We start from the raw sequence: 21,826 nt of genomic DNA on the forward strand, positions 1-21,826 counted from the left end.
GTGATAGTTTTAGAGCTGTGTTGTTTCGAATGGTTCCAAAACGGCGAGCTATTGAGGTCACAAATAATGCTATGTTTTAGAGCTGTGTTGTTTCGAATGGTTCCAAAACTTTATTTTAGATACAAAAAAACACTACGAGGTTTTAGAGCTGTGTTGTTTCGAATGGTTCCAAAACTAGGCGCAGGAGTTCCCGAACCACGTGAAGGTTTTAGAGCTGTGTTGTTTCGAATGGTTCCAAAACTCACCTTCTGTTGGTGTGTAATTCAATTGAGGTTTTAGAGCTGTGTTGTTTCGAATGGTTCCAAAACTTGAGAATAAAATAATGCAGTTCATGTTATGTTTTAGAGCTGTGTTGTTTCGAATGGTTCCAAAACACCAGATTGGATAAACCTTTCATTTCCTTAGTTTTAGAGCTGTGTTGTTTCGAATGGTTCCAAAACGAGTTCTCTGATCCAGAGACAACAGGAGGCGTTTTAGAGCTGTGTTGTTTCGAATGGTTCCAAAACAGAAGACAATGAAAACTTCAAGTCCATTACGTTTTAGAGCTGTGTTGTTTCGAATGGTTCCAAAACGGATCTTCTGTGACGAGGTCGCACTGATGCGTTTTAGAGCTGTGTTGTTTCGAATGGTTCCAAAACACAAAGTTTATTCTTTTCTAAATCCAAGTAGTTTTAGAGCTGTGTTGTTTCGAATGGTTCCAAAACAACCCATTGATAAAGGAAGTTCTGATTTTAGTTTTAGAGCTGTGTTGTTTCGAATGGTTCCAAAACTTAATATCATTGTCACTGTTGGTCGTATCGGTTTTAGAGCTGTGTTGTTTCGAATGGTTCCAAAACAGGAAACAGACGAGGTTTTGAAGATACTCGGTTTTAGAGCTGTGTTGTTTCGAATGGTTCCAAAACAGAATGTAAAGAACTTAGTTCGCCATGACAGTTTTAGAGCTGTGTTGTTTCGAATGGTTCCAAAACTGAAGAACTTCCAAGGTTCTCAATATCCGGGTTTTAGAGCTGTGTTGTTTCGAATGGTTCCAAAACTACCACTTAATCATAGATATTACACTATCAGTTTTAGAGCTGTGTTGTTTCGAATGGTTCCAAAACACAGGAACGTTGACTACCTTTGATTCAAAAGTTTTAGAGCTGTGTTGTTTCGAATGGTTCCAAAACTGGTTATTATGACCCAATTGCAACTTCAGGGTTTTAGAGCTGTGTTGTTTCGAATGGTTCCAAAACTTGTTAGCTTGAATAGCTTCTTGCGCATCCGTTTTAGAGCTGTGTTGTTTCGAATGGTTCCAAAAAAAGCTACTCATTTTTTGAGTAGCTTTTAACTATTCCCCCTTACACATAGCTCATTCCCTTATAGAAAAGGAAAATGACAAGTGCGACAAAAAGTACGGTTGCTCCGATTCGCTGGCTGGTACTATACATCCTTCTCTCCCATTTGACTGGGAAGATGACTGCTAGAAATGCTCCACCGACTGCACCTCCGATATGGCCTGCTAGGCTGATTCCTGGAATCAGAACACTTCCAATAATGTTAACCACAAAAAGTGTCAGATAGGATTGCCCCAACTGCTGGATATAAGGATTACGCGTTGCATAGCGAAGAACAATAATCGCAGCAAATAACCCATAGAGAGAAGTGGAGGCCCCTGCTGCTACAACTTTCGGTGTGAAAGCAAAAACAAAGAGATTGCCCATCATTCCTGATAAGAGATAGAGAAAGAAGAACTGCTTAGAACCGAAAATCTCCTCCACTTGTCGTCCAAGAAAGTAGAGCGAAATCATATTGACAATAAAATGCTCCCATCCAATATGCACAAATATGGCCGAAAAAAGGCGCCATATCTGCTCAGGGAACAGACGAATGATCGGTCCATACATAGCTCCAAACTGAAACAGAGTTTTTGCCTGATCAAAGTTGACACCCGTAGTAATCAACATCAAGAGAAATACCAAAGCCGTCACTAGGAGGAAGAAACTAGTCACAGGATAGCGTTTATCAAAGATTTCCTTCATAGATTAGCACCTCCTGGACGGGAATATCATGGTTTTCGAAGTCAAACTCCTGAACTTGACAAGGATAGATTGTACTCAGGCTATGCCCTGCAAAATTCTCCAAATAACGGTCGTAATAGCCTCCGCCGTATCCAATCCGATAGCCCTCTGTTGTAAAAGCCAAGCCCGGAACATGAATTAAATCAATCTGAGACGGTTCCACCATTTCCAAGTTTCCTTGCGGTTCCAGTAAACCAAAGGAAGTTTTTACCAACTGCTGCGGATCGTAGACCACAAACTCCATTCGCCCCTTGGGATAGGTTTTGGGTATCAGGACCTTCTTGCCGTCCTTCAGTGCCTGCTCAATCAGTTCTTGCGTTTGAAATTCATGCGGAAAGGAGAGATAGGTTGCAATGACCTTAGCTTCTTGGTAAAAGGGGTGACGTAAGAAACGCTCGGTTAAAGCTCGATTCATAGCCTGTTTTTTCTCCTGAGATAAAGCCTTCATTTCGTGTAAGACTTGCTTTCGTAGTTCTGCTTTCATAGACAATTCCTCTACTCTGCTGCCTTCTTTTTTAGGAAACTAGAGACCGCATCGACCCCAATGGCTAAGGCTTCTTCCTTAGGACTCATCTGAGGGTGATGAAGGGCGTAGGGACTATCAATACCCAGCCAAAACATAACCCCATCAACCTTTGAAAGGAGATAGCCAAAGTCCTCACCAGTCATAGCAGGCTCGATATCAATCAACTCGATTCTCTCTTTTTCTTCAAAGAAATCCATCAGTTCACGCGCCAAGGCTGGATTGTTCTCCACAGGTAGGTAGCCTCCTTGCTTGAGTTCCACTTCGACTTCCATATCAAAGGCTGCTGCAACCCCTTCTGCGACTGTCTTGACTCTTTTTTGTACCAAGAGGCTCATGTCCTGAGTCAAGGCACGAATGGTTCCGTGTAAAAATGCTGTGTCTGTAATGACATTGTTGGTTGTTCCAGCTTGAAAAACACCAAAGGTCACCACCGCTCCCTCAATTGGATTGACATTGCGGCTGACAACTGACTGTACTTGGGTTACAAAGTAACTAGCAGCCACCAAGGCGTCATTGGCTTCATGCGGAAAAGCTGCGTGTCCTCCTTTTCCTTTGAAACGAATCTTCACCTCACAAGTCCCTGCAAAGAGTGTATGAGTATTGGTCGCGATCTGTCCGACCTTCAAATCTGGACGAACATGAAGGCCATAGAACTGGTCTGGTAGCCAGTCCCCAAAAGCACCATCCTCATACATGAGCATGCCACCAGCTTCATTTTCTTCAGCAGGTTGAAAAAGAAAGAGTAAATTGTTCTTGGGTTGCTCCTCAAGGGCGCGCTCTAGACAGCCCAAGGCAATAGTCATATGAAAATCATGTCCACAAGCATGCATACGACCTTGGTGTTGGGAAGAAAAAGGTAGTCCTGTTTGTTCAACGATAGGCAGGCCATCAATGTCTGTTCGCCAACCAATGGTACGCTCCGGCTGACTTCCCTGTAGGTAAACCAAAATACCTGTCCGCCACGTACGAACTTGAACAAAATCCTTGTCCGCAGTCAATTTTTCAATCACATCCAGCAAATATGCCTGAGTCTTAAACTCCTCCAAGCCAATCTCTGGAATCTGGTGTAAATCTCGTCTAGTCTGAATCAAATCTAACATCTATCTGTCCTCCTATATAGCAGAAAGAGGCTGGAAAAAGGGTTCCGCCTCTTTTTTACTTTTACAATTACAAGGTACGAAGCGCATCCTCAAGCGCTGTTTTTTGTTGGGTTTGGGCATCAATTTCTTTGATGATACGAGCTGGAACACCTGCCACTACCACGTTTTCCGGAACATCTTGGGTAACGATAGCTCCTGCCGCGACAACTGAACCACTACCGATTTGGACTCCTTCGATAACCACTGCATTAGCACCAATAAGAACATTGTCTCCAACACGGACTGGTTCAGCACTAGCTGGCTCAATCACACCCGCCAAGACTGCACCTGCACCAACGTGACTGTTTTTTCCAACGATAGCACGGCCACCAAGGATGGCACCCATATCAATCATGGTTCCTGCACCAATTTCAGCACCGATATTGATAACAGCTCCCATCATGATAACAGCATTGTCACCAATTTCTACCTGATCACGGATAATCGCACCCGGCTCAATACGAGCGTTGATAGCACGTTTATCTAGCAAAGGAACTGCAGAATTGCGAGCATCTTGCTCAACAACATAATCTTGATTCTCTACCAAACCTTCGAGAAGCGGAGTGATATCCTTCCAGTCTCCGAATAAGACATTCCCTAGTTTAACAACAGAGCTGGGCACGGCAGTTGCGAGTTCTCCCTCAAAGGTTACTTTGACACTGGTTTTCTTTTCAGCATTGGCGATAAATTGGATAATTTCTTGAGCGTTCATTTTTGTAGCAGTCATAGGCGTCTCCTGGTTCATTATAATGATACCTATTCTACCAAAAAAGGCTTCAAATTTGAAGCCTCAACTATCAAATAAGCATCTTTACTTGGCTTGTTTTGCTTCTTCTATGGATAAGAAAATCATTGGAACGATAATCAACACCATAGCCAAGGCCAAAAAACCATCCATGACTAATCCCAGAAAAAGAACACTTAATAAAGCTGAAGAGAGCGGTTCGCTGGCACTCACTACAGAGACAACGAGAGGGGAAACAAGAGAGACAGCCTTCATAGATAGGAAGAAGGCAAAAGCAGTACCAAACACGGCAATCGTCAGACAAATCAGCACACTTACCAGATCCACTTGAAAACTTATCCGATAAATAGGGTAAAGGAAATTGCTAAAGAGGCCTGCCAGAATCATCCCCCAGCCAACAGTTGGAACGAAACCGTAGCGCCGTGCAAAACGTTGGGGAAGGATGACATTAAACATGACCCCTACTGCACTGAGCAAACCTGTTACTAGAGCCAAAGGTGTCATGGATAACTGGGACAAGTCCCCTTTTGTAGCCATCAAAAAAACACCTAGCATGGCAATCAAAACATAGAAAACTGCTGTAATCGAAGCCTTCTTCTGGTAGATGATTCGATTGTAAAACAGGATAAAAACTGGGCTGATAAATTGCAAAATGGTCGCCGTCGTCGCATTCGAATACTCAACGCAGAGATAAAAGAAAAACTGCACAGAAAAAATACCTAGAATAGCATAGGCTAAAAAAGGTAGATAATTTTTTTTATCACGCCAGATGTCCAACAAGTAGCTACGCAACTGAAAAGCAGATAAACCTAAAACCAAACTCCCCGCCACTAGTAAACGCATAGAAGTAATCCATCCAGAAGACACTGGATAATGAGTGAAAAAATACTCTCCTAAAATCCCACAGATCCCCCAGATTAGGCCTGAGAGTAGCGAGTATAGTGTTCCCTTAACAATCTTTTTCTGATAATGATTCATACTCCTATTGTAACACGAAACTAACAAAGAAAAAAGTAGCAACAAGGGGGAATTACTAACCTTGCTGCTACTCTATCTTAGCGATTAAACAGACGTGAACGTCCTGAAGAGCCACTCTGAGTATTTCCACTCGAACTTGTTGTTCCCGAACTGCTACTTGAGCTTGGAGGAGTTACTGCAGGAATGCCTCCTAGAATATTCTTCCAAGCATTCTGATAATCTGCATCGCTTCCTCCAATAGCAAAGCGATAGGTGGTTACTGGCGCCCCTTCTTTAGTAGCCCAGTAACTTGTTACGGTAGAACCGGAAACGTTAACTTCTTTGCCATTAATTGAAACCTTGCCCGGTTTCTCCCCTGTCGACTTGAGAACTTGTGACTTGGTCACACTTGAGTCAAGATTAAAGCGCTCATTCCCCCAAATGCCAGGTTTTGCTTGTTGAATGGCATTAACCAAGTGGGCCATATAGTTGGCATTGCGGTAGTGGCCCGCCCCTTTGGCTAGCGGGCGGTTGTCATCGTGTCCTAACCAGCCCCCTAGAGTCAAGCGTGGCGTAGAAAGCATAAGCCACATGTTTTCATCTTCATTGGTTGTACCAGTTTTTCCAATCCAGTCGGCGCTAGCAAGACTGGGATTGATGGTAGCCAAGTCTGTCTGGAAACTTGAGGTAATCCGAGATGAAATAACATCGCGAAGGAGACTTTGCATGATGGTCGCTGTCGCTTTTGAGTAAACTTGGACAGGTTTATCTTTATGTTCATAAACCACTCGACCATCCGTTGACTCGATCTTCGCGATCATATGTTTCTTATGGTAAACTCCATTGTTGGCCAGAGTTTGATACCCGTTGGTATGCTGGGCAACTGTAACGTCAATCCCCCCACCCATCGGTAAACTTTCAATCCCATATTCTGGGATTTCGTAACCCATTTTTTCCATATAGCCTTTGACATCAACACCCTTCTCTCGAAGCGTACGATACGTCCAGTAGGCTGGGATATTCCATGAGTAGTTAAGGGCTTCTCCCAATGTCATCATGCCCGTACCAGGACTATTGACATACATGATAGGATTGCCGTTTGAAAAGTTGGTCGGATAGTTTGATAAGATACTTGCACTTCCCATCAGACCCTGGTCAATGGCAATACTGTAAGCCAATATCGGCTTAGTAGTCGAAGCAGGAGAACGTTTTGTGTCGATAGCGTGGTTATTCTGATTTTTTTGATAATTGCGACCACCGACAAATCCAAGAATAGCTCCTGTTTGGTTATCCATGAGGACATTCCCCACCTCAGGCTGGCCTGTCGAATCATCTAGCAGATAGCCGTAGGTAGCAACCGCATTTTGCATCGCAGCATGAATATTTTTATTGATAGTCGTCGTAATCTTATATCCACCATTTTCAATTTCCTTAGTCGCTAAATCACGATAAGCTTTCTGGATGGATTCATTCTTTTGCTCTTGTACAGAAACATTATCTCTCTGAATCAGGTAGTCATACATCCGATCAGTAGCTTCTGCCAAGGTTGCGAAGTAGAGATAGTCACGCGAAGTACCACTGACACTACCAGATGGTAGGAAGTCTTTCTTAAAGTCATAATCCTTGTACTTGTCGTAATCTTCCTGACTTAGAGCCCCTGTCCGGTACATATTATAGAGAACATCTCTAGCCCGTTTGACCCCCAGAGCCAAATCCTCCTCGCTCTTCATACTACCGTCAGATTCATAAGGGGAGTAACTGATTGGGCTCTGTGGCAATCCTGCGATAAAGGCTGCTTGAGGGACCGTTAGATCCGAAGCCTTAACCCCAAAGATCCCTTCTGCAGCCTGCTGGGCACCTGCAATATTCTGACCTTTGTGATTGCGACCAAAAGGAGCTATGTTGAGGTAGGTTGTTAAAATCTCATCCTTACCCATAGCCCGCTCTAAAGCCAGAGCATCAATGATTTCTTTAGCCTTACGAGCTAGAGTTGGAGCATCCCCCACCACTTGCTGCTTGATAACCTGCTGCGTCAAGGTCGAACCACCACTGGATGACCCCAGACCAACAAAAGTTCCCAAGGTCGCACGAATAACGGCCTTAGGCACAACTCCCTTGTGCTCGTTGAAATTCTCGTCCTCTGTCGCAATGATAGCCTTTTTAAGATTATCCGAAATAGCATCATAAGCGACTGAAGTGCGCAACAAATCGCCCTCAATCGAGGCAATGGTACTGCCGTCAGAATAAGTGATTTCTGAGATAGAGGCAATATCCTTCACTTGCTTGACCAACTCTTCTGCTTGAGGGACTTGGGCCTTGTCAAATAGGGCAACTCCATAACCCATAGCCACCCCAGCACCAAACAGTCCACCGATAAAACCTAGGATAAAGAGAGTATTAAAGACTATTTTAAACCCACTCAAAACCTTAGCAAAATTAGATCCTGCCCTTCTAACCTTATCAGAAGAGGTCGCCTTTTTATCGATTTTCTTATCTGCTAGTCTTTTCTTCCATTTTGCAATTCGTTGTATTAGCTGCTGGAAAAAATGCAGCATTTTTGTTTTTAATTCATCAATTCTTTCTTTCATGAATGTCCTCGCTTTCTCTATTATACCATAAAAGGAAAACTTTCAATAAAATAGCCACTTTCTTCCCTATTCCACTAGGCTATTAATCAAGTTTGTGATACAATAGGTAGAAACAATATTTTATAAAGGAGAAAAGACACATGCACATTTTTGATGAGCTAAAAGAGCGTGGTTTGATTTTTCAAACGACTGATGAAGAAGCTTTGCGTAAAGCCCTAGAAGAAGGTCAAGTTTCTTATTATACTGGCTACGATCCAACTGCTGACAGCCTTCACCTCGGTCACCTTGTCGCAATCTTGACAAGTCGTCGTTTGCAACTAGCAGGTCACAAACCTTATGCGCTCGTTGGCGGTGCTACAGGTCTCATCGGAGATCCGTCCTTCAAAGATGCTGAGCGTAGTCTCCAAACAAAAGACACAGTAGAGGGCTGGGTCAAGTCTATCCAAGGACAACTTTCTCGTTTTCTTGACTTTGAAAATGGGGAAAATAAAGCTGTCATGGTCAACAACTACGACTGGTTTGGCAGCATCAGCTTCATTGACTTCCTCCGTGATGTCGGAAAATACTTCACTGTCAACTACATGATGAGCAAGGAGTCTGTGAAGAAACGGATCGAAACAGGGATTTCTTACACTGAGTTTGCCTACCAAATCATGCAAGGGTACGACTTCTACGTCCTTAACCAAGAGCACAACGTAACACTACAAATCGGTGGTTCTGACCAGTGGGGAAATATGACCGCAGGTACCGAATTGCTTCGTCGTAAGGCTGACAAGACAGGCCACGTGATTACAGTTCCCCTTATCACAGATGCGACTGGTAAGAAATTTGGTAAATCAGAAGGAAACGCTGTTTGGCTCAACCCTGAAAAGACTTCTCCATACGAAATGTACCAATTCTGGATGAATGTCATGGACGCTGACGCTGTTCGCTTCTTGAAAATCTTTACTTTCTTGTCACTAGATGAGATTGAAGACATCCGCAAGCAGTTTGAGGCTGCTCCTCATGAACGCTTGGCTCAAAAAGTCTTGGCTCGTGAAGTCGTGACTCTTGTCCACGGAGAAGAAGCCTACAAAGAAGCCCTCAACATCACTGAGCAACTCTTTGCTGGAAACATCAAAAACCTTTCTGTCAAAGAACTCAAACAAGGACTTCGTGGAGTGCCAAACTACCAAGTACAGGCAGACGAAAATCACAACATCGTAGAACTCCTCGTATCTTCTGGTGTGGTTAATTCAAAACGTCAAGCCCGCGAGGATGTTCAAAATGGAGCTATCTACGTCAACGGTGATCGTATCCAAGACCTTGACTATGTCTTGAATGACGCAGATAAGTTAGAGAACGAACTCACTGTTATCCGTCGTGGTAAGAAAAAATACTTTGTATTGACTTACTAAACTGTTCAACATTTATCTATAAACAAAGGAGTTAACCTCGAGAAAGGTAACTCCTTTTTGCTGTTAATAACTCTCATCTATCTATTTTTAATAGACAGACTACGCAAGACAATGCGCAAGGTTGTTAGATTATGTAAGATAGAGAGATTTGAAGGACTGAGCCAATTAAACAAGCCAAAGCCAATCAAACTACTATTTACGACAACGGTATCTTGAATATTCTTCTTGATGAGTATTTGCAAAGATGATGATAGCGAATCCAACTCTTGGAAGAAATCCAAGCGATTATCTAACAATAAGATATCACTCATCTGCTTAGAAATATCTGCGCTTTCATTCATCACCACACCGATATCTGATAGGGTTAGAGCCGCTGAGTCATTCAATCCATCTCCAACCATCAAAATAGTGTGACCTGCTTTCTGCAGTTCCTCTACTAACTCAAATTTCCCATCAGGTTTCAAGTCTGTATAGACCTGATCAAAGGGCAAATCTTTGACTAATTCCTCTGTTCTAACCAAGGTGTCCCCTGTTGCCAGAATCAATTTTTTCCCTTGTGCCTTAAGTTTCTCCAAGGCTGCTTTTGCTTCTTTTCTCAAAGGAGTATGAATGCAGAACATTCCAATCAATTCATTCTGGTAGGCTAAGAATAAGAGATTGTAGTGATTCTTGTACTCTTCAATCAAAGCATGTTGTTCCAAACTAATATGAATCTGCTCATCCTGCATCAAGACATAATTTCCAATAACAACTGGTTGGCCATCTATATGGGATTTGATTCCCTTACTTGCGATATATTGGAGTTTCCCATGCATTTCCTCATGTTCAATCCCCTCTATCTCGGCTTGTTTGACAATGGCATTAGCAATAGGATGATAAATGTGTTCCTCAAGACAGGCACTGATTCTGAGAATATCTTCCTCACTATAGTCCCCAAAAGGTAACACCTTTTCAACTATAGGATAACTAGTTGTGATTGTTCCTGTCTTATCAAACAAGAAAGTATCAACTTCCAGATATTTCTCTAGAACATCCCCATCCTTAATCACCATTTCACGGTTCAACCCCTCTTTGATAGCTGTCAAATAAGCTACAGGAGTAGAGATTTTCAAAGCGCAGGAGAAATCAACCAATAGGAATGAAATAGCCTTAGAAAAAGAACCTGTTAATAAGTAAGTCAGACCAGCCCCCAAGAAATTATATTTGACGACCTTGTCCGCCATCTTGATGAAATAGCGTTGTTTAGTTTTCTTGTTTTCTTCAGATTTCTTCATCAACTCAATCAGCTGTAAAATACGGCTGTTCATCTGATTATCGGTTACACGAATGCGTAGCTCCCCAGTTTCCAAGACTGTGTTTGCACAAACCGAATCAGACTCTCTTTTTTCAACTGGAAAACTCTCTCCCGTCAAGGAACTTTCGTTGACCATACCTAAACCTGAAACTACTTGTCCATCAAACAGAATTTCATTTCCTTGAGATAGGACCAAGACATCTCCTATTTGAACATCGGAACTCTTGATACTAACGACCGTATCGCCCTGTACTAAGAATACATCGCTCTCTTTTGCAAGAAGACTCTGTTCTAAATCTGTTGCAGTTTTTTTCAAGGACCACTGATCTAAATGATTCCCCAAATCAAGCATAAACATGATGTTGCTGGCAGTCTTGGATTGGTTCATAAACAAAGACAATAAAATAGCCGAACAGTCCAAGACTTCCATCGTTAGTTCCTTACGCGCTAGTGTTTGATAGGCTTCTTTAACATATCCAAAAGCCTGATAACAAGTCCATATATAGCGAATAGGAGACGGCACAAGACTACGAAAAAGCACACGCTTAATCGCTGCACCTGAAACGATAGAATAGGCACTCTCTTCTCTACGAACAGGAAGAGTCATCAACTCAGAAACTTTCCCTTTATCAATCCTTTTTAAAAAGGCTTCTGCATTGTCTAATACAGAGAAGCCTTCTTTTATACGTAGGGTAAAGTGCTGTTGATCCATGTAAAACTGGATAGACTCAATTCCCTTCTCATCTCTCGCCAAGGAACGAAGATAGTCTTGAATATCCAAGGTAAGTGAAAAAGAAGATGATAGTCGGATATGTTGATATCCTCTATATAGCACTTTAAAAGACATATTATTCTCCTATAAGGCTATCTAATTGCTCTTCTTTTTTCTCTTGCTCATACAAATATTTAGCATCTTGCAAAACATCGTCTCCATGTTGTTTCACAACAGAAACAGATGCATCTAGCTCGTCTTTCAACTTGTAAGCCTTAGCCAAAGCTTTAGAATAACCTTTTTTAGCTTCCTTACTTGCTAAGATTTTCAAACCAAGGGTACCAAATGCGACACCACCCAAAAATAATGAAGATTTTTTCGCAACTTTTGCAACGGTTAATACTTCTTTTAACATACTTATTTCCTCCTTATCATTATTATATAGCAATTTAGATATAAAAGCAATTTCATTTTATAAATTGGAGAATTAGTTTTATTTCTACTGAATCTCCCATCTACTTGCTCCTAAAGTTGCTTTCACTTGCCTCTTTTGATACACTTAAACTATGAATACAAATCTCAAACCCAAACTTCAGCGCTTCGCTGCTGCGACTGCCTTTGCCTGTCCTATCTGCCAAGAAAATCTAACCTTAGTAGAGAGCAGTCTCAAGTGTAGCAATCGTCATTCTTTTGACTTGGCAAAATTTGGCTATGTCAACTTGGCTCCTCAAATCAAGCAATCTGCCAACTACGACAAGGAAAACTTTCAAAACCGCCAAGAAATCCTAGAGGCTGGCTTTTATCAGGCTATCTTAGAAGGTATCTCCGACTTACTAGCCACTAAACCATCCGCAAAAACAGTCTTGGATATCGGTTGTGGCGAAGGCTTCTACTCTCGCAAGCTCCAAGAAAGTCACTCTGACAAAACCTTTTACGCCTTTGATATTTCAAAAGATTCCGTTCAAATCGCTGCCAAGAGCGAACCAAACTGGGCGGTCAACTGGTTTGTCGGCGACCTGGCTCGTCTTCCTATAAAAGACGCCAGCATGGATATCCTGCTTGATATCTTCTCGCCTGCCAACTATGGGGAATTCCGTCGCGTTTTATCCAAAGACGGTATTTTGATCAAGGTCATCCCAACCGAAAATCACCTCAAAGAAATCCGTCAAATGGTGCAGGACCAGCTGACAAAGAAGGACTATTCTAATCAAGATATCAAAGAACATTTCCAGGAACATTTCAGCACCCAATTTCGTCAGATTGCTTCTTTAACAAAACCTATCACAGCAGAGCAACGCCAAGCTCTGCTTGCCATGACGCCTCTCCTCTTTCACGTTGACCAAAGCAAGATTGACTGGAGTCAGTTGACTGAGATTACCATCGAAGCAGAGATTTTGGTTGGGAAAGCACTGTAAATAAAACTTTCAGATAAGACAAAACCCGCACCTTCAAGGTACGGGTTTAAATTATGTAATTATTAGTTCAAGTGCCAGATATCTTCGTTGTACTGAGCAATTGTACGGTCAGATGAGAAGAATCCTGCTTTGGCAATGTTGACGATGACTTTATCCAACCATGCGTCACGGTTTTCGTAGTCAGCAAGCATTTGCTCTTTCACCTTGATGTAGTCTTCCAAGTCAAGGAGAGTCATGAACCAGTCTTTGTTGATCAATTCCTTGTGAAGACGTTCCAAGCGTTCTTTCTTACCTACTGCAAGAACAGCGTCGCTGACGATGAAGTCAACCAATGGTTTGATGGCTTTGCGTGCGTAGAATTCGCTTGACTTGTAAGCTGCTTTTGCGTAAAGGTCAATAACAGTTTCTGAATCTTCTCCAAAGATGTAGATGTTGTCGTCGCCAACCAACTCAGCAATTTCCACGTTAGCTCCGTCCATAGTACCAAGAGTCAAAGCTCCGTTCAACATGAATTTCATGTTACCAGTACCTGAAGCTTCTTTAGATGCAAGTGAAATTTGTTCAGAAATGTCACATGCTGGAATCAAGAAGCTTGCTGCAGTAACGTTGTAGTTTTCAACCATAACTACTTGCAAGTGTGGTGCTACTTTTGGATCATTTGCAATCACTTCTGACAAGCAAAGGATCAAGTGAATGATGTCTTGGGCAATTGTGTAGGCAGGAGCTGCTTTACCACCAAAGAGCACTGTGATTGGGCGAGCAGGGATGTTGCCAGCCTTGATATCAAGGTATTTGTGAATCACATACAAAGCGTTCATTTGTTGACGTTTGTACTCGTGAAGACGTTTAATTTGGATATCAAAGATAGAGTTTGTATTGATTTCAACACCTTGGTGCTCTTTCAAATGACGAGCCAATTTACGTTTGTTGTGAGCTTTGATATCTTCCAATTTTTCTTTGACAGCAGCTTTGTCTTCATAAAACATTAGATTTTGTAGCTCTTCTGCTTGATGGTGCCAACCACGTCCAATAATATAGTCTAGATAGTGAGACAAGCGTGGGTTAGCATGCATGAGCCAACGACGGAAAGTGATACCGTTTGTTTTATTGTTGAATTTTTCTGGATAAATATCATAGAAGGCTTTCAACTCAGAGTTCTTCAGGATTTCAGTGTGGAGTGCTGCTACCCCGTTAACACTGTATCCGTAGTGGATATCCATGTGAGCCATGTGAACACGTCCGCTCTCGTCGATGATTTGGACAGCTGGATCTTTGTATTCTGCCTTCACACGACGGTCCAATTCTTCAATGATTGGTACCAAGTGTGGAACCACTTCTTGCAAGAATTCAAGTGGCCATTTTTCAAGGGCTTCAGCAAGGATGGTGTGGTTAGTGTAGGCTGTCATGCTGCGAACGATTGAGATGGCTTCGTCAAGTTCGATACCACGAGCAGTCAAAAGACGGATCAACTCAGGGATCACCATTGATGGGTGAGTATCGTTGATTTGGACAACTGCGTAGTCAGCAAGGTCATGCAAGTTGCTTCCTTTTTCAATTGCTTCGTCGATGATCAATTGCGCACCGTTTGAAACCATGAAGTATTGTTGGAAGATACGGAGCAATTCACCTTGACGATCACTATCATCTGGGTAAAGGAAAAGAGTCAAGTTACGAGCGATGTCTGTCTTGTCAAAGTTGATACCATCTTGGATGATTGAAGAATCAACTGAATCCAAGTCAAACAAACGCAAACGGTTTTTAGTTGCTGTTTTGTAACCAGGCACATCGATATCGTAAAGAGTAGATGTCAATGTAAAGTGCGCAAATGGCACTTGGTAGCTACGACTTGAGCGAACCAACCAGTTTTGGTCAGTCAACCAAGCGTTAGGAACCGTTTCTTGTTGGTTGTTTTTAAGAACTTGTTGGAAAAGACCAAAGTGGTAGTTCAAACCAACACCGTCACCGTTCAGACCAAGTGTAGCGATTGAGTCAATAAAGCAGGCTGCCAAACGTCCCAAACCACCATTCCCTAGAGATGGTTCCAATTCGACTTCTTCGATTTCGATCAACTCTTTACCTGCATCAGCAAGTTCTTTCTTAACGTCGTCATAAAGACCAAGGTTAATCAAGTTGTTAGACAAGAGTTTACCGATCAAGAATTCAGCTGAGATATAGTAAACTTTTTTCTTACCAGTATTTAATTTCTTTTGCGCACTAGCTTGCTTGGTGTAGTTGAGCAAGGCAATGTATAATTCTTCGTTTGAACATTCAGCAATTGTTTTTTGATGATGATCAATCACATATTTTTGTAATGATTCCATGTTGAGAGTCTCCTTTTGTTTCAACAATAATTGTAAATAGAGGAAAGCCTACTTGTGTAAGCACGCTTTCAGTATGATTAGGATTCTGCTTTTTGAACTTCTTTTGGCTTCAAGTCTTTATTTTCACGGCGATAGATGGTTGTAAAATCAAGCAATTCTTGCTCGACAGCAGGAGTCAATTGATCTTCAGTCATACGCCAAGACCAGTTTCCGCCAAGAGTAGATGGGTAGTTCATGCGAGCTGACTCATCTAGTTCTAGCAAGTCTTGCATGGTTGCAATAGCCATGAAGCTAACGGATGAAAAGACTGTGCGAAGCATTGCGTGTGGCACTGTTTCGTACTCTTTACGGTTCGTGTAACGAGCCATGTATTCACGAGTTGGATCGTCGATTTCATTACGGTACCAACCAAGAACCGTATTGTTATCGTGTGTTCCTGTGTACATAACAGAGTTGGCAGGTGCCAAGTGTGGACTATCGATACTTTCGTCTTCTGGGTTGAAGGCGAATTGAAGAATCTTCATTCCTGGAAAGCCAGTACGTTCACGTAACTCAATCACTTCATTTGTCATGAAACCAAGGTCTTCCGCGATGATGTTTAGCTCACCAAGCTCTTCCTTAACGGCTGCAAAAAGCTTATAGCCTGGGCCTTTCACCCATTTACCAGGGGCCGCTGTATCGGAACCAGCAGGGATTTCCCAGTAAGATTCAAAGCCACGGAAGTGGTCGATACGAACGATATCGTAGATCTTGAAGCTTTCGCGCAAGCGTTCAATCCACCATTTGTAACCGTCTTTGTCCATTGCTTCCCAGTCGTAGATTGGGTTTCCCCAAAGCTGACCAGTGGCAGAAAACTCATCTGGTGGGCAACCTGCGATGCAGGTTGCTTTACCAGTGGCATCTGTCTTGAAGAGATGTGGATTTGCCCACATGTCGCTTGAATCTTCCGCAACGTAGATAGGCATGTCTCCAACAATTTCGATGTGGTTGTCGTTAGCGTAGGCTTTCAATTTCAACCATTGTTGGAAGAAGAAATATTGAGTCACACGGTGGTAAACCAACTTGTCTGCCAATTTCTCACGGTAGCTTTCAAGTGCTGAAGCTTTACGCGCACGAGCATCTGCATCTGGCCATTCTGTCCAAGCAAGATTGTCAAAATGCTCTTTGATAGCCATATACTCTGCGAAGAGTTCGAGCCATGATTGGTTATCTTGAGCAAACTTCTCAAAATCTTTGACATCACCCACTTCCAAGAAGCGTTTAACTGCTTTTTCTAAAAGCGGACGACGTGCGTAATAAATCTTCGCATAGTCAACTTCAGATGCATCGCTACCAAAGTCAACACCTTCAAGGTCACTAGCTTCGAGCAAGCCTTGCTCTACCAAGATATCAAGGTCGATAAAATGCGTATTTCCAGCAAAGGCTGAGAATGATTGGTATGGAGAATCTCCATAGCTTGTTGTCCCAAGAGGGAGGATTTGCCAGTAACGTTGCTTCGTACGAACCAAGAAATCAACGAAATCATAGGCAGTCTGACCAAATGATCCAATCCCGTATGCTCCTGGCAGAGAAGAGACGTGCATCAACACACCACTTTGACGTTTTTTCATAATAGCACCTCATGTGTTTGTTATAAAACGCTGCGCAATTAAGGCGCAAACGTTTGCGTTGAATTAAGTATAGCGTATTTCAAAGACAAATGCAAGCGTTTTTAAAATTTTTTTTGAATTATTTTTATCTAACTAAAACTTATTTCCACTGATATTTTACGAAATAAGCGAAAAAATTTTTAAAGATTTTCTGATTTAAGATAATTCATTCCGAACATCTCCTATATTTTCTGAAAATCGGGCTAAATTAACGCAATCGTTTCCCTTGGTTTTCACAAAATAAGAAAATCAGCGTTTAGGATGTTTTCTTCCTATTAAAGGCAATCATATCCACTTCCAAACCTTAAAAATTTTTTAAAATTTTTTCAAAAAAACCTTGCAACCGTTTTCTATTTGTGCTATACTAAGCTCATGAAGGAAAACGTTTGCGTTTCCCGAATAAATTATAACTGTTATTCTTTAGGAGGAATACACTATGTCATCTAAATTCATGAAGAGCGCTGCTGTGCTCGGAACTGCTACTCTAGCTAGCTTGCTTTTGGTAGCTTGCGGAAGCAAATCTGCTGACAAAGCTGCTGATACTAGCTCTTCAGAAGCAAAAGAACTTACTTTCTACGTTGAAGACCAATATAAAGCCTTCGCTGAATCTGCTGCAAAAGCTTATGAAAAGGAATCTGGCGTAAAAGTTACTATCAAAACAGGGGACCAAATGGGTGGTCTTGACAACCTTTCTCTAGACAACCAATCTGGTAAGGCTGCTGACGTTATGATGGCTCCATACGACCGTGTAGGTAGCCTTGGTACTGACGGACAACTTTCAGAAGTAACTCTTAGTGATGGTGCGAAAACAGACGATAAAACAAAATCACTTGTAACTGTTGGCGGTAAAGTCTACGGTGCTCCAGCTGTCATCGAATCACTCGTTTTGTACTATAACAAAGATTTGCTTAAAGAAGCTCCTAAAACATTTGCTGATTTGGAAAACCTTGCTAAAGACAGCAAATACGCTTTCGCCGGTGAAGATGGCAAAACTACTGCCTTCCTAGCTGACTGGACAAACTTCTACTACTCATACGGACTTCTTGCTGGTAATGGCGGTTATGTATTTGGCCAAAACGGTAAAGATCCTAAAGATATCGGACTTGCAAACGAAGGTTCAATTACAGCTATCAACTATGCTAAATCTTGGTATGAAAAATGGCCTAAAGGTATGCAAGATACTGAAGGAGCTCCAAACTTAATCCAAACTCAATTCCAAGAAGGTAAAACTGCTGCTATCATCGATGGTCCTTGGAAAGCTCAGGCATTCAAAGATGCTAAAGTAAACTACGGTGTTGCGACTATCCCAACTCTTCCAAACGGTAAAAACTATGAAACATTTGGTGGTGGTAAAGCTTGGGTTATTCCAGCAAGCACTAAGAACCTTGAAGGAGCTCAAAAATTTGTAGACTTCCTTGTATCAACTGAACAACAAAAAGCGTTCTACGACGCTACAAACGAAATCCCAGCTAATACTGAAGCTCGTACTTATGCTGAAGGCAAAAAAGATGAGTTGACAACAGCCGTGATTGAACAGTTCAAGAACGCTCAACCAATGCCAAACATCTCACAAATGTCAGCTGTTTGGGACCCAGCTAAAACAATGCTCTTTGAAGCTGTAAGTGGTACGAAAGATGCGAAAACAGCTGCTAACGATGCTGTAACATTGATTAAGGACACAATCAAACAAAAATTTGGTGAATAGTTGATTTGTTCAAGGGGGGTGGAAGCAAAATCCCCCTTTGAATTTATAGATACGCTCATTATCATACGCACGTATCTTACGATCGAATCCGAGTTTTATCTCGCATCCTATGAAAGGAGTAATCATGGAAAAACAACAGCCTCGCAAAGCAGCCTTGCTGTCAATCATTCCTGGTTTAGGACAAATTTATAACAAACAAAAAGCTAAAGGATTTATTTTCCTTGGTGTTACCGTTTTATTTGTTCTGTATTTTCTAACACTTGCAAGCCCTGAATTGAGCAATTTAATCACACTTGGTGAAAAGCCCGGTCGTGATAATTCACTGTTCATGCTGATTCGTGGCGCTTTTCACTCTATCTTTGTTGTCGTTTACTTGCTCTTTTATATCTTTAATATCAAGGACGCACATACGACTGCTAAACGTATCAACAATGGTATTCCTGTAGCTTATACCTTCAAGGATATGCTTAAGGGCATTTATGAGAATGGATTCCCATACCTTTTGATTATCCCATCGTATGTAGCGATGACCTTTGCGATTATCTTTCCTGTTATCGTAACCTTGATGATCGCCTTTACAAACTATGACTTCCAACACTTGCCACCAAACAAATTGTTGGACTGGGTTGGTTTAACGAACTTCACAAATATCTGGAGCTTGAGTACCTTCCGTTCTGCCTTTGGTTCTGTTCTTTCTTGGACCATTATTTGGGCCTTGGCTGCTTCTACCTTGCAGATCGTCATTGGTATCTTTACAGCAATCGTTACCAATCAACCATTTATCAAAGGAAAACGTATCTTCGGTGTTATTTTCCTTCTTCCTTGGGCTGTCCCAGCCTTCATCACTATCTTGACATTCTCAAACATGTTTAATGATAGTGTTGGTGCTATCAACACACAAGTCTTGCCTCTTTTGTCTAAGGTCCTTCCTTTCCTAGATGGAGCTCTTATCCCTTGGAAAACAGATCCTACTTGGACTAAGATTGCCTTGATTATGATGCAGGGTTGGCTAGGATTCCCATACATCTACGTTTTGACCTTGGGTATCTTACAGTCTATTCCTAACGACCTCTACGAAGCGGCTTACATCGATGGTGCCAATGCTTGGCAAAAATTCCGCAACATCACTTTCCCTATGATTTTAGCTGTTGCAGCTCCAACATTGATCAGCCAATACACCTTCAACTTTAACAACTTCTCTATCATGTACCTCTTCAATGGTGGAGGCCCTGGTACTGTCGGAGGCGGAGCCGGTTCAACTGATATCTTGATCTCATGGATTTACCGTTTGACAACAGGTACATCTCCTCAATACTCTATGGCGGCAGCTGTTACCTTGATTATCTCCATCATTGTCATCTCTATCTCTATGATCGCATTCAAGAAACTACACGCATTTGATATGGAGGACGTCTAAGATGAATAACTCAATCAAACTCAAACGTAGACTGACTCAAACCCTCACTTACCTCTACTTGATTGGCCTATCAATTGTTATTATCTATCCACTTTTGATTACCATCATGTCAGCCTTTAAAGCAGGTAACGTCGCAGCCTTTAAACTAGATACTAACATCGACTTCAATTTTGATAACTTTAAAGGGCTCTTCACCGAAACCTTGTATGGCACTTGGTACCTTAATACTTTGATTATTGCCTTTATCACAATGGCTGTTCAAACAAGTATCATCGTACTGGCTGGTTATGCCTACAGCCGTTACAACTTCTTGGCTCGTAAACAAAGTTTGGTCTTCTTCTTGATTATCCAAATGGTGCCAACCATGGCCGCATTGACCGCCTTCTTCGTTATGGCGCTTATGTTGAACGCCCTTAACCATAGCTGGTTCCTCATCTTCCTCTACGTCGGTGGAGGTATTCCGATGAATGCTTGGCTCATGAAAGGTTACTTCGATACCGTACCAATGTCTCTTGACGAATCTGCAAAACTAGATGGTGCAGGACACTTCCGTCGCTTCTGGCAAATTGTCCTTCCGCTCGTTCGCCCAATGGTGGCTGTACAAGCCCTCTGGGCCTTCATGGGACCTTTCGGGGATTACATCCTCTCTAGTTTCTTGCTTCGTGAGAAAGAATACTTTACTGTTGCCGTTGGTCTCCAGACCTTCGTTAGCAATGTGAAAAACATGAAGATCGCCTACTTCTCAGCAGGTGCTATCCTCATCGCCCTTCCAATCTGTATTCTCTTCTTCTTCCTACAAAAGAACTTTGTTTCAGGACTTACAAGTGGTGGCGACAAGGGATAATTTATCCCCGCCACCCTTTTTCATTTTATACTCTTCGAAAATCTCTTCAAACCACGTCAGCTTTATCTCCAACCTCAAAGCTGTGCTTTGAGCAACCTGCGGCTAGCTTCCTAGTTTGCTCTTTGATTTTCATTGAGTATTAGCGATTGTTACTGTAAATAATATTCTTGCAACAAGCAATTTATCTCCTAGACTTGAAATAAAGCACATTTCTCTATATAATAATACTCATATAGAAAACACTTTTAGAAAGATGCCTATGCTTCCATATCCATTCTCGTATTTCTCTAGTATCTGGGGATTTCGCAAACCCCTATCAAAACGTTTCGGCCTCAACTGGTTTCAATTGATTTTTACCAGTATTTTCTTAATTAGCTTGTCTATGGTTCCGATTGCCATTCAAAACAGCTCTCAGGAAACGTATCCACTGGATACCTTTATCGATAATGTCTACACTCCACTGACAGATGAAGCGATCATGGACTTATCAGAGAATGCACAAATCGTTGATGGAAAGCTGAACTACTTAGGCACTAAGAATCAACAGCCTTCTCTTTTGATTGGCCCGAGCCAAAACAAAGAATTGCCAAAGGACTTGCAACTTCATTTTGATACGGAAGAACTCGTCATCAGTAAGGAAAGTAAGGAACTGACTCGCATTCGCTACCACGCGATTCAAACGGAGAGTTTCCAGAGTAAGGAAGATCTAACCCAGGCCATTTCTAAAGACTGGTACCAACAAAACCGGGTCTATATCAGTCTCTTTCTCGTTCTCGGTGCAAGCTTTCTCTTTGGATTGAATTTCTTCATTGTCTCTCTTGGAGCTAGTCTTCTCCTTTATATCACCAAAAAATCACGCCTCTTTTCATTTAGGACTTTTAAAGAGTGCTATCATTTTATCTTGAACTGTTTAGGATTGCCCACTCTGGTTACGCTTATTTTGGGACTTTTCGGCCAAAATATGTCAACCCTTGTCACTGTACAAAACATTCTTTTTGTTCTTTATCTGGTCACTATTTTTTACAAGACACACTTCCGTGATCCAGATTATCATAAATAG

16 protein-coding genes and 1 CRISPR repeat array (1 of these 17 cut by a window edge) are annotated in these 21,826 nt (G+C 41.9%); of the genes, 6 read left to right on the plus strand and 10 right to left on the minus strand.

Annotated features, from left to right (window positions below; genetic code table 11):
- A CRISPR array of direct repeats spans positions 1–1,298; the repeat unit is 36 nt; unit sequence GTTTTAGAGCTGTGTTGTTTCGAATGGTTCCAAAAC; it begins 126 nt to the left of the window's first position.
- A 39-nt stretch (positions 1,299–1,337) separates the two neighbouring features.
- The 6 genes from KIH88_RS08910 to pbp1b all read right to left on the minus strand — a co-directional run bounded on the left by KIH88_RS08910 (position 1,338) and on the right by pbp1b (position 8,012).
- Positions 1,338–2,018, minus strand: coding sequence for a rhomboid family intramembrane serine protease (locus KIH88_RS08910; RefSeq protein WP_213988761.1), 681 nt, complete (start codon positions 2,016–2,018; stop codon positions 1,338–1,340).
- Entirely contained in the window at positions 2,002–2,541 is a 540-nt protein-coding gene (locus KIH88_RS08915) for a 5-formyltetrahydrofolate cyclo-ligase (protein WP_213988762.1), read from the minus strand. The genes KIH88_RS08910 and KIH88_RS08915 overlap by 17 nt, the downstream gene beginning before the upstream one ends.
- Before the next feature lie 11 nt (positions 2,542–2,552).
- Positions 2,553–3,683, minus strand: a complete 1,131-nt coding sequence (locus KIH88_RS08920; RefSeq protein WP_213988763.1) for an N-acetyldiaminopimelate deacetylase — start codon at positions 3,681–3,683, stop codon at positions 2,553–2,555.
- A gap of 67 nt (positions 3,684–3,750) precedes the next feature.
- Positions 3,751–4,449, minus strand: coding sequence for a 2,3,4,5-tetrahydropyridine-2,6-dicarboxylate N-acetyltransferase (gene dapD / locus KIH88_RS08925; protein ID WP_213988764.1), 699 nt, complete (start codon positions 4,447–4,449; stop codon positions 3,751–3,753).
- 84 nt (positions 4,450–4,533) lie between these two features.
- The gene (locus KIH88_RS08930; protein ID WP_213988765.1) at positions 4,534–5,445 is read right to left on the minus strand and encodes a DMT family transporter; all 912 of its coding nucleotides are present in this window, start codon (positions 5,443–5,445) and stop codon (positions 4,534–4,536) included.
- 77 nt (positions 5,446–5,522) lie between these two features.
- Positions 5,523–8,012, minus strand: coding sequence for a penicillin-binding protein PBP1B (pbp1b, locus tag KIH88_RS08935; RefSeq protein WP_213988766.1), 2,490 nt, complete (start codon positions 8,010–8,012; stop codon positions 5,523–5,525).
- A 140-nt stretch (positions 8,013–8,152) separates the two neighbouring features.
- Here pbp1b and tyrS point away from each other — a divergent pair, with 140 nt between their 5' ends.
- Positions 8,153–9,409 (plus strand): tyrosine--tRNA ligase, encoded by a 1,257-nt coding sequence (gene tyrS / locus KIH88_RS08940; protein WP_000546906.1) that lies wholly within the window; start codon positions 8,153–8,155, stop codon positions 9,407–9,409.
- A gap of 77 nt (positions 9,410–9,486) precedes the next feature.
- On the opposite strand, the gene KIH88_RS08945 is transcribed toward tyrS, so the two are convergent.
- Positions 9,487–11,550, minus strand: a complete 2,064-nt coding sequence (locus tag KIH88_RS08945) for a heavy metal translocating P-type ATPase (protein WP_045618039.1) — start codon at positions 11,548–11,550, stop codon at positions 9,487–9,489.
- Position 11,551: 1 nt separating this feature from the next.
- The gene (locus KIH88_RS08950) at positions 11,552–11,830 is read right to left on the minus strand and encodes a DUF6110 family protein (protein ID WP_000910909.1); all 279 of its coding nucleotides are present in this window, start codon (positions 11,828–11,830) and stop codon (positions 11,552–11,554) included.
- A 151-nt stretch (positions 11,831–11,981) separates the two neighbouring features.
- On the opposite strand from KIH88_RS08950, the gene KIH88_RS08955 reads away from it, so the two are divergent.
- Positions 11,982–12,830: a putative RNA methyltransferase gene (locus KIH88_RS08955; RefSeq protein WP_096422878.1), complete on the plus strand. Its 849-nt coding sequence runs from the start codon at positions 11,982–11,984 to the stop codon at positions 12,828–12,830.
- Positions 12,831–12,892: 62 nt separating this feature from the next.
- Here KIH88_RS08955 and glgP read toward each other — a convergent pair whose 3' ends face one another.
- Both glgP and malQ read right to left on the minus strand, forming a co-directional pair.
- Entirely contained in the window at positions 12,893–15,151 is a 2,259-nt protein-coding gene (gene glgP, locus KIH88_RS08960) for a glycogen/starch/alpha-glucan family phosphorylase (RefSeq protein WP_096422880.1), read from the minus strand.
- Between the two features lie 77 nt (positions 15,152–15,228).
- Positions 15,229–16,761, minus strand: coding sequence for a 4-alpha-glucanotransferase (gene malQ, locus KIH88_RS08965; RefSeq protein ID WP_096422882.1), 1,533 nt, complete (start codon positions 16,759–16,761; stop codon positions 15,229–15,231).
- 475 nt (positions 16,762–17,236) lie between these two features.
- Between malQ and KIH88_RS08970 the strand changes: the two genes are divergently transcribed.
- The 4 genes from KIH88_RS08970 to KIH88_RS08985 all read left to right on the plus strand — a co-directional run bounded on the left by KIH88_RS08970 (position 17,237) and on the right by KIH88_RS08985 (position 21,826).
- On the plus strand, positions 17,237–18,505 hold the full coding sequence (locus KIH88_RS08970; protein WP_084911283.1) for an extracellular solute-binding protein: 1,269 nt from the start codon (positions 17,237–17,239) through the stop codon (positions 18,503–18,505).
- Positions 18,506–18,629: 124 nt separating this feature from the next.
- Positions 18,630–19,922 carry a sugar ABC transporter permease gene (locus KIH88_RS08975; protein WP_213988767.1) on the plus strand — a complete coding sequence of 431 codons (1,293 nt, stop codon included), beginning with the start codon at positions 18,630–18,632 and terminating at the stop codon, positions 19,920–19,922.
- A 1-nt stretch (position 19,923) separates the two neighbouring features.
- Positions 19,924–20,766 carry a sugar ABC transporter permease gene (locus KIH88_RS08980; RefSeq protein WP_001065640.1) on the plus strand — a complete coding sequence of 281 codons (843 nt, stop codon included), beginning with the start codon at positions 19,924–19,926 and terminating at the stop codon, positions 20,764–20,766.
- 259 nt (positions 20,767–21,025) lie between these two features.
- Entirely contained in the window at positions 21,026–21,826 is an 801-nt protein-coding gene (locus tag KIH88_RS08985; protein ID WP_213988768.1) for a DUF1189 domain-containing protein, read from the plus strand.

The organism is Streptococcus oralis (assembly GCF_018448765.2).
GTDB classification, from domain to species: domain Bacteria; phylum Bacillota; class Bacilli; order Lactobacillales; family Streptococcaceae; genus Streptococcus; species Streptococcus oralis_BM.

Excerpts from the sequence above, each read along its gene's own strand:
- KIH88_RS08910 (WP_213988761.1), bottom strand. The coding sequence starts at position 2,018 with ATGAAGGAAATCTTTGATAAACGCTATCCTGTGACTAGTTTCTTCCTC.
- KIH88_RS08915 (WP_213988762.1), bottom strand. The coding sequence starts at position 2,541 with ATGAAAGCAGAACTACGAAAGCAAGTCTTACACGAAATGAAGGCTTTA.
- KIH88_RS08920 (WP_213988763.1), bottom strand. The coding sequence starts at position 3,683 with ATGTTAGATTTGATTCAGACTAGACGAGATTTACACCAGATTCCAGAG.
- dapD (WP_213988764.1), bottom strand. The coding sequence starts at position 4,449 with ATGACTGCTACAAAAATGAACGCTCAAGAAATTATCCAATTTATCGCC.
- KIH88_RS08930 (WP_213988765.1), bottom strand. The coding sequence starts at position 5,445 with ATGAATCATTATCAGAAAAAGATTGTTAAGGGAACACTATACTCGCTA.
- pbp1b (WP_213988766.1), bottom strand. The coding sequence starts at position 8,012 with ATGAAAGAAAGAATTGATGAATTAAAAACAAAAATGCTGCATTTTTTC.
- tyrS (WP_000546906.1), top strand. The coding sequence starts at position 8,153 with ATGCACATTTTTGATGAGCTAAAAGAGCGTGGTTTGATTTTTCAAACG.
- KIH88_RS08945 (WP_045618039.1), bottom strand. The coding sequence starts at position 11,550 with ATGTCTTTTAAAGTGCTATATAGAGGATATCAACATATCCGACTATCA.
- KIH88_RS08950 (WP_000910909.1), bottom strand. The coding sequence starts at position 11,830 with ATGTTAAAAGAAGTATTAACCGTTGCAAAAGTTGCGAAAAAATCTTCA.
- KIH88_RS08955 (WP_096422878.1), top strand. The coding sequence starts at position 11,982 with ATGAATACAAATCTCAAACCCAAACTTCAGCGCTTCGCTGCTGCGACT.
- glgP (WP_096422880.1), bottom strand. The coding sequence starts at position 15,151 with ATGGAATCATTACAAAAATATGTGATTGATCATCATCAAAAAACAATT.
- malQ (WP_096422882.1), bottom strand. The coding sequence starts at position 16,761 with ATGAAAAAACGTCAAAGTGGTGTGTTGATGCACGTCTCTTCTCTGCCA.
- KIH88_RS08970 (WP_084911283.1), top strand. The coding sequence starts at position 17,237 with ATGTCATCTAAATTCATGAAGAGCGCTGCTGTGCTCGGAACTGCTACT.
- KIH88_RS08975 (WP_213988767.1), top strand. The coding sequence starts at position 18,630 with ATGGAAAAACAACAGCCTCGCAAAGCAGCCTTGCTGTCAATCATTCCT.
- KIH88_RS08980 (WP_001065640.1), top strand. The coding sequence starts at position 19,924 with ATGAATAACTCAATCAAACTCAAACGTAGACTGACTCAAACCCTCACT.
- KIH88_RS08985 (WP_213988768.1), top strand. The coding sequence starts at position 21,026 with ATGCTTCCATATCCATTCTCGTATTTCTCTAGTATCTGGGGATTTCGC.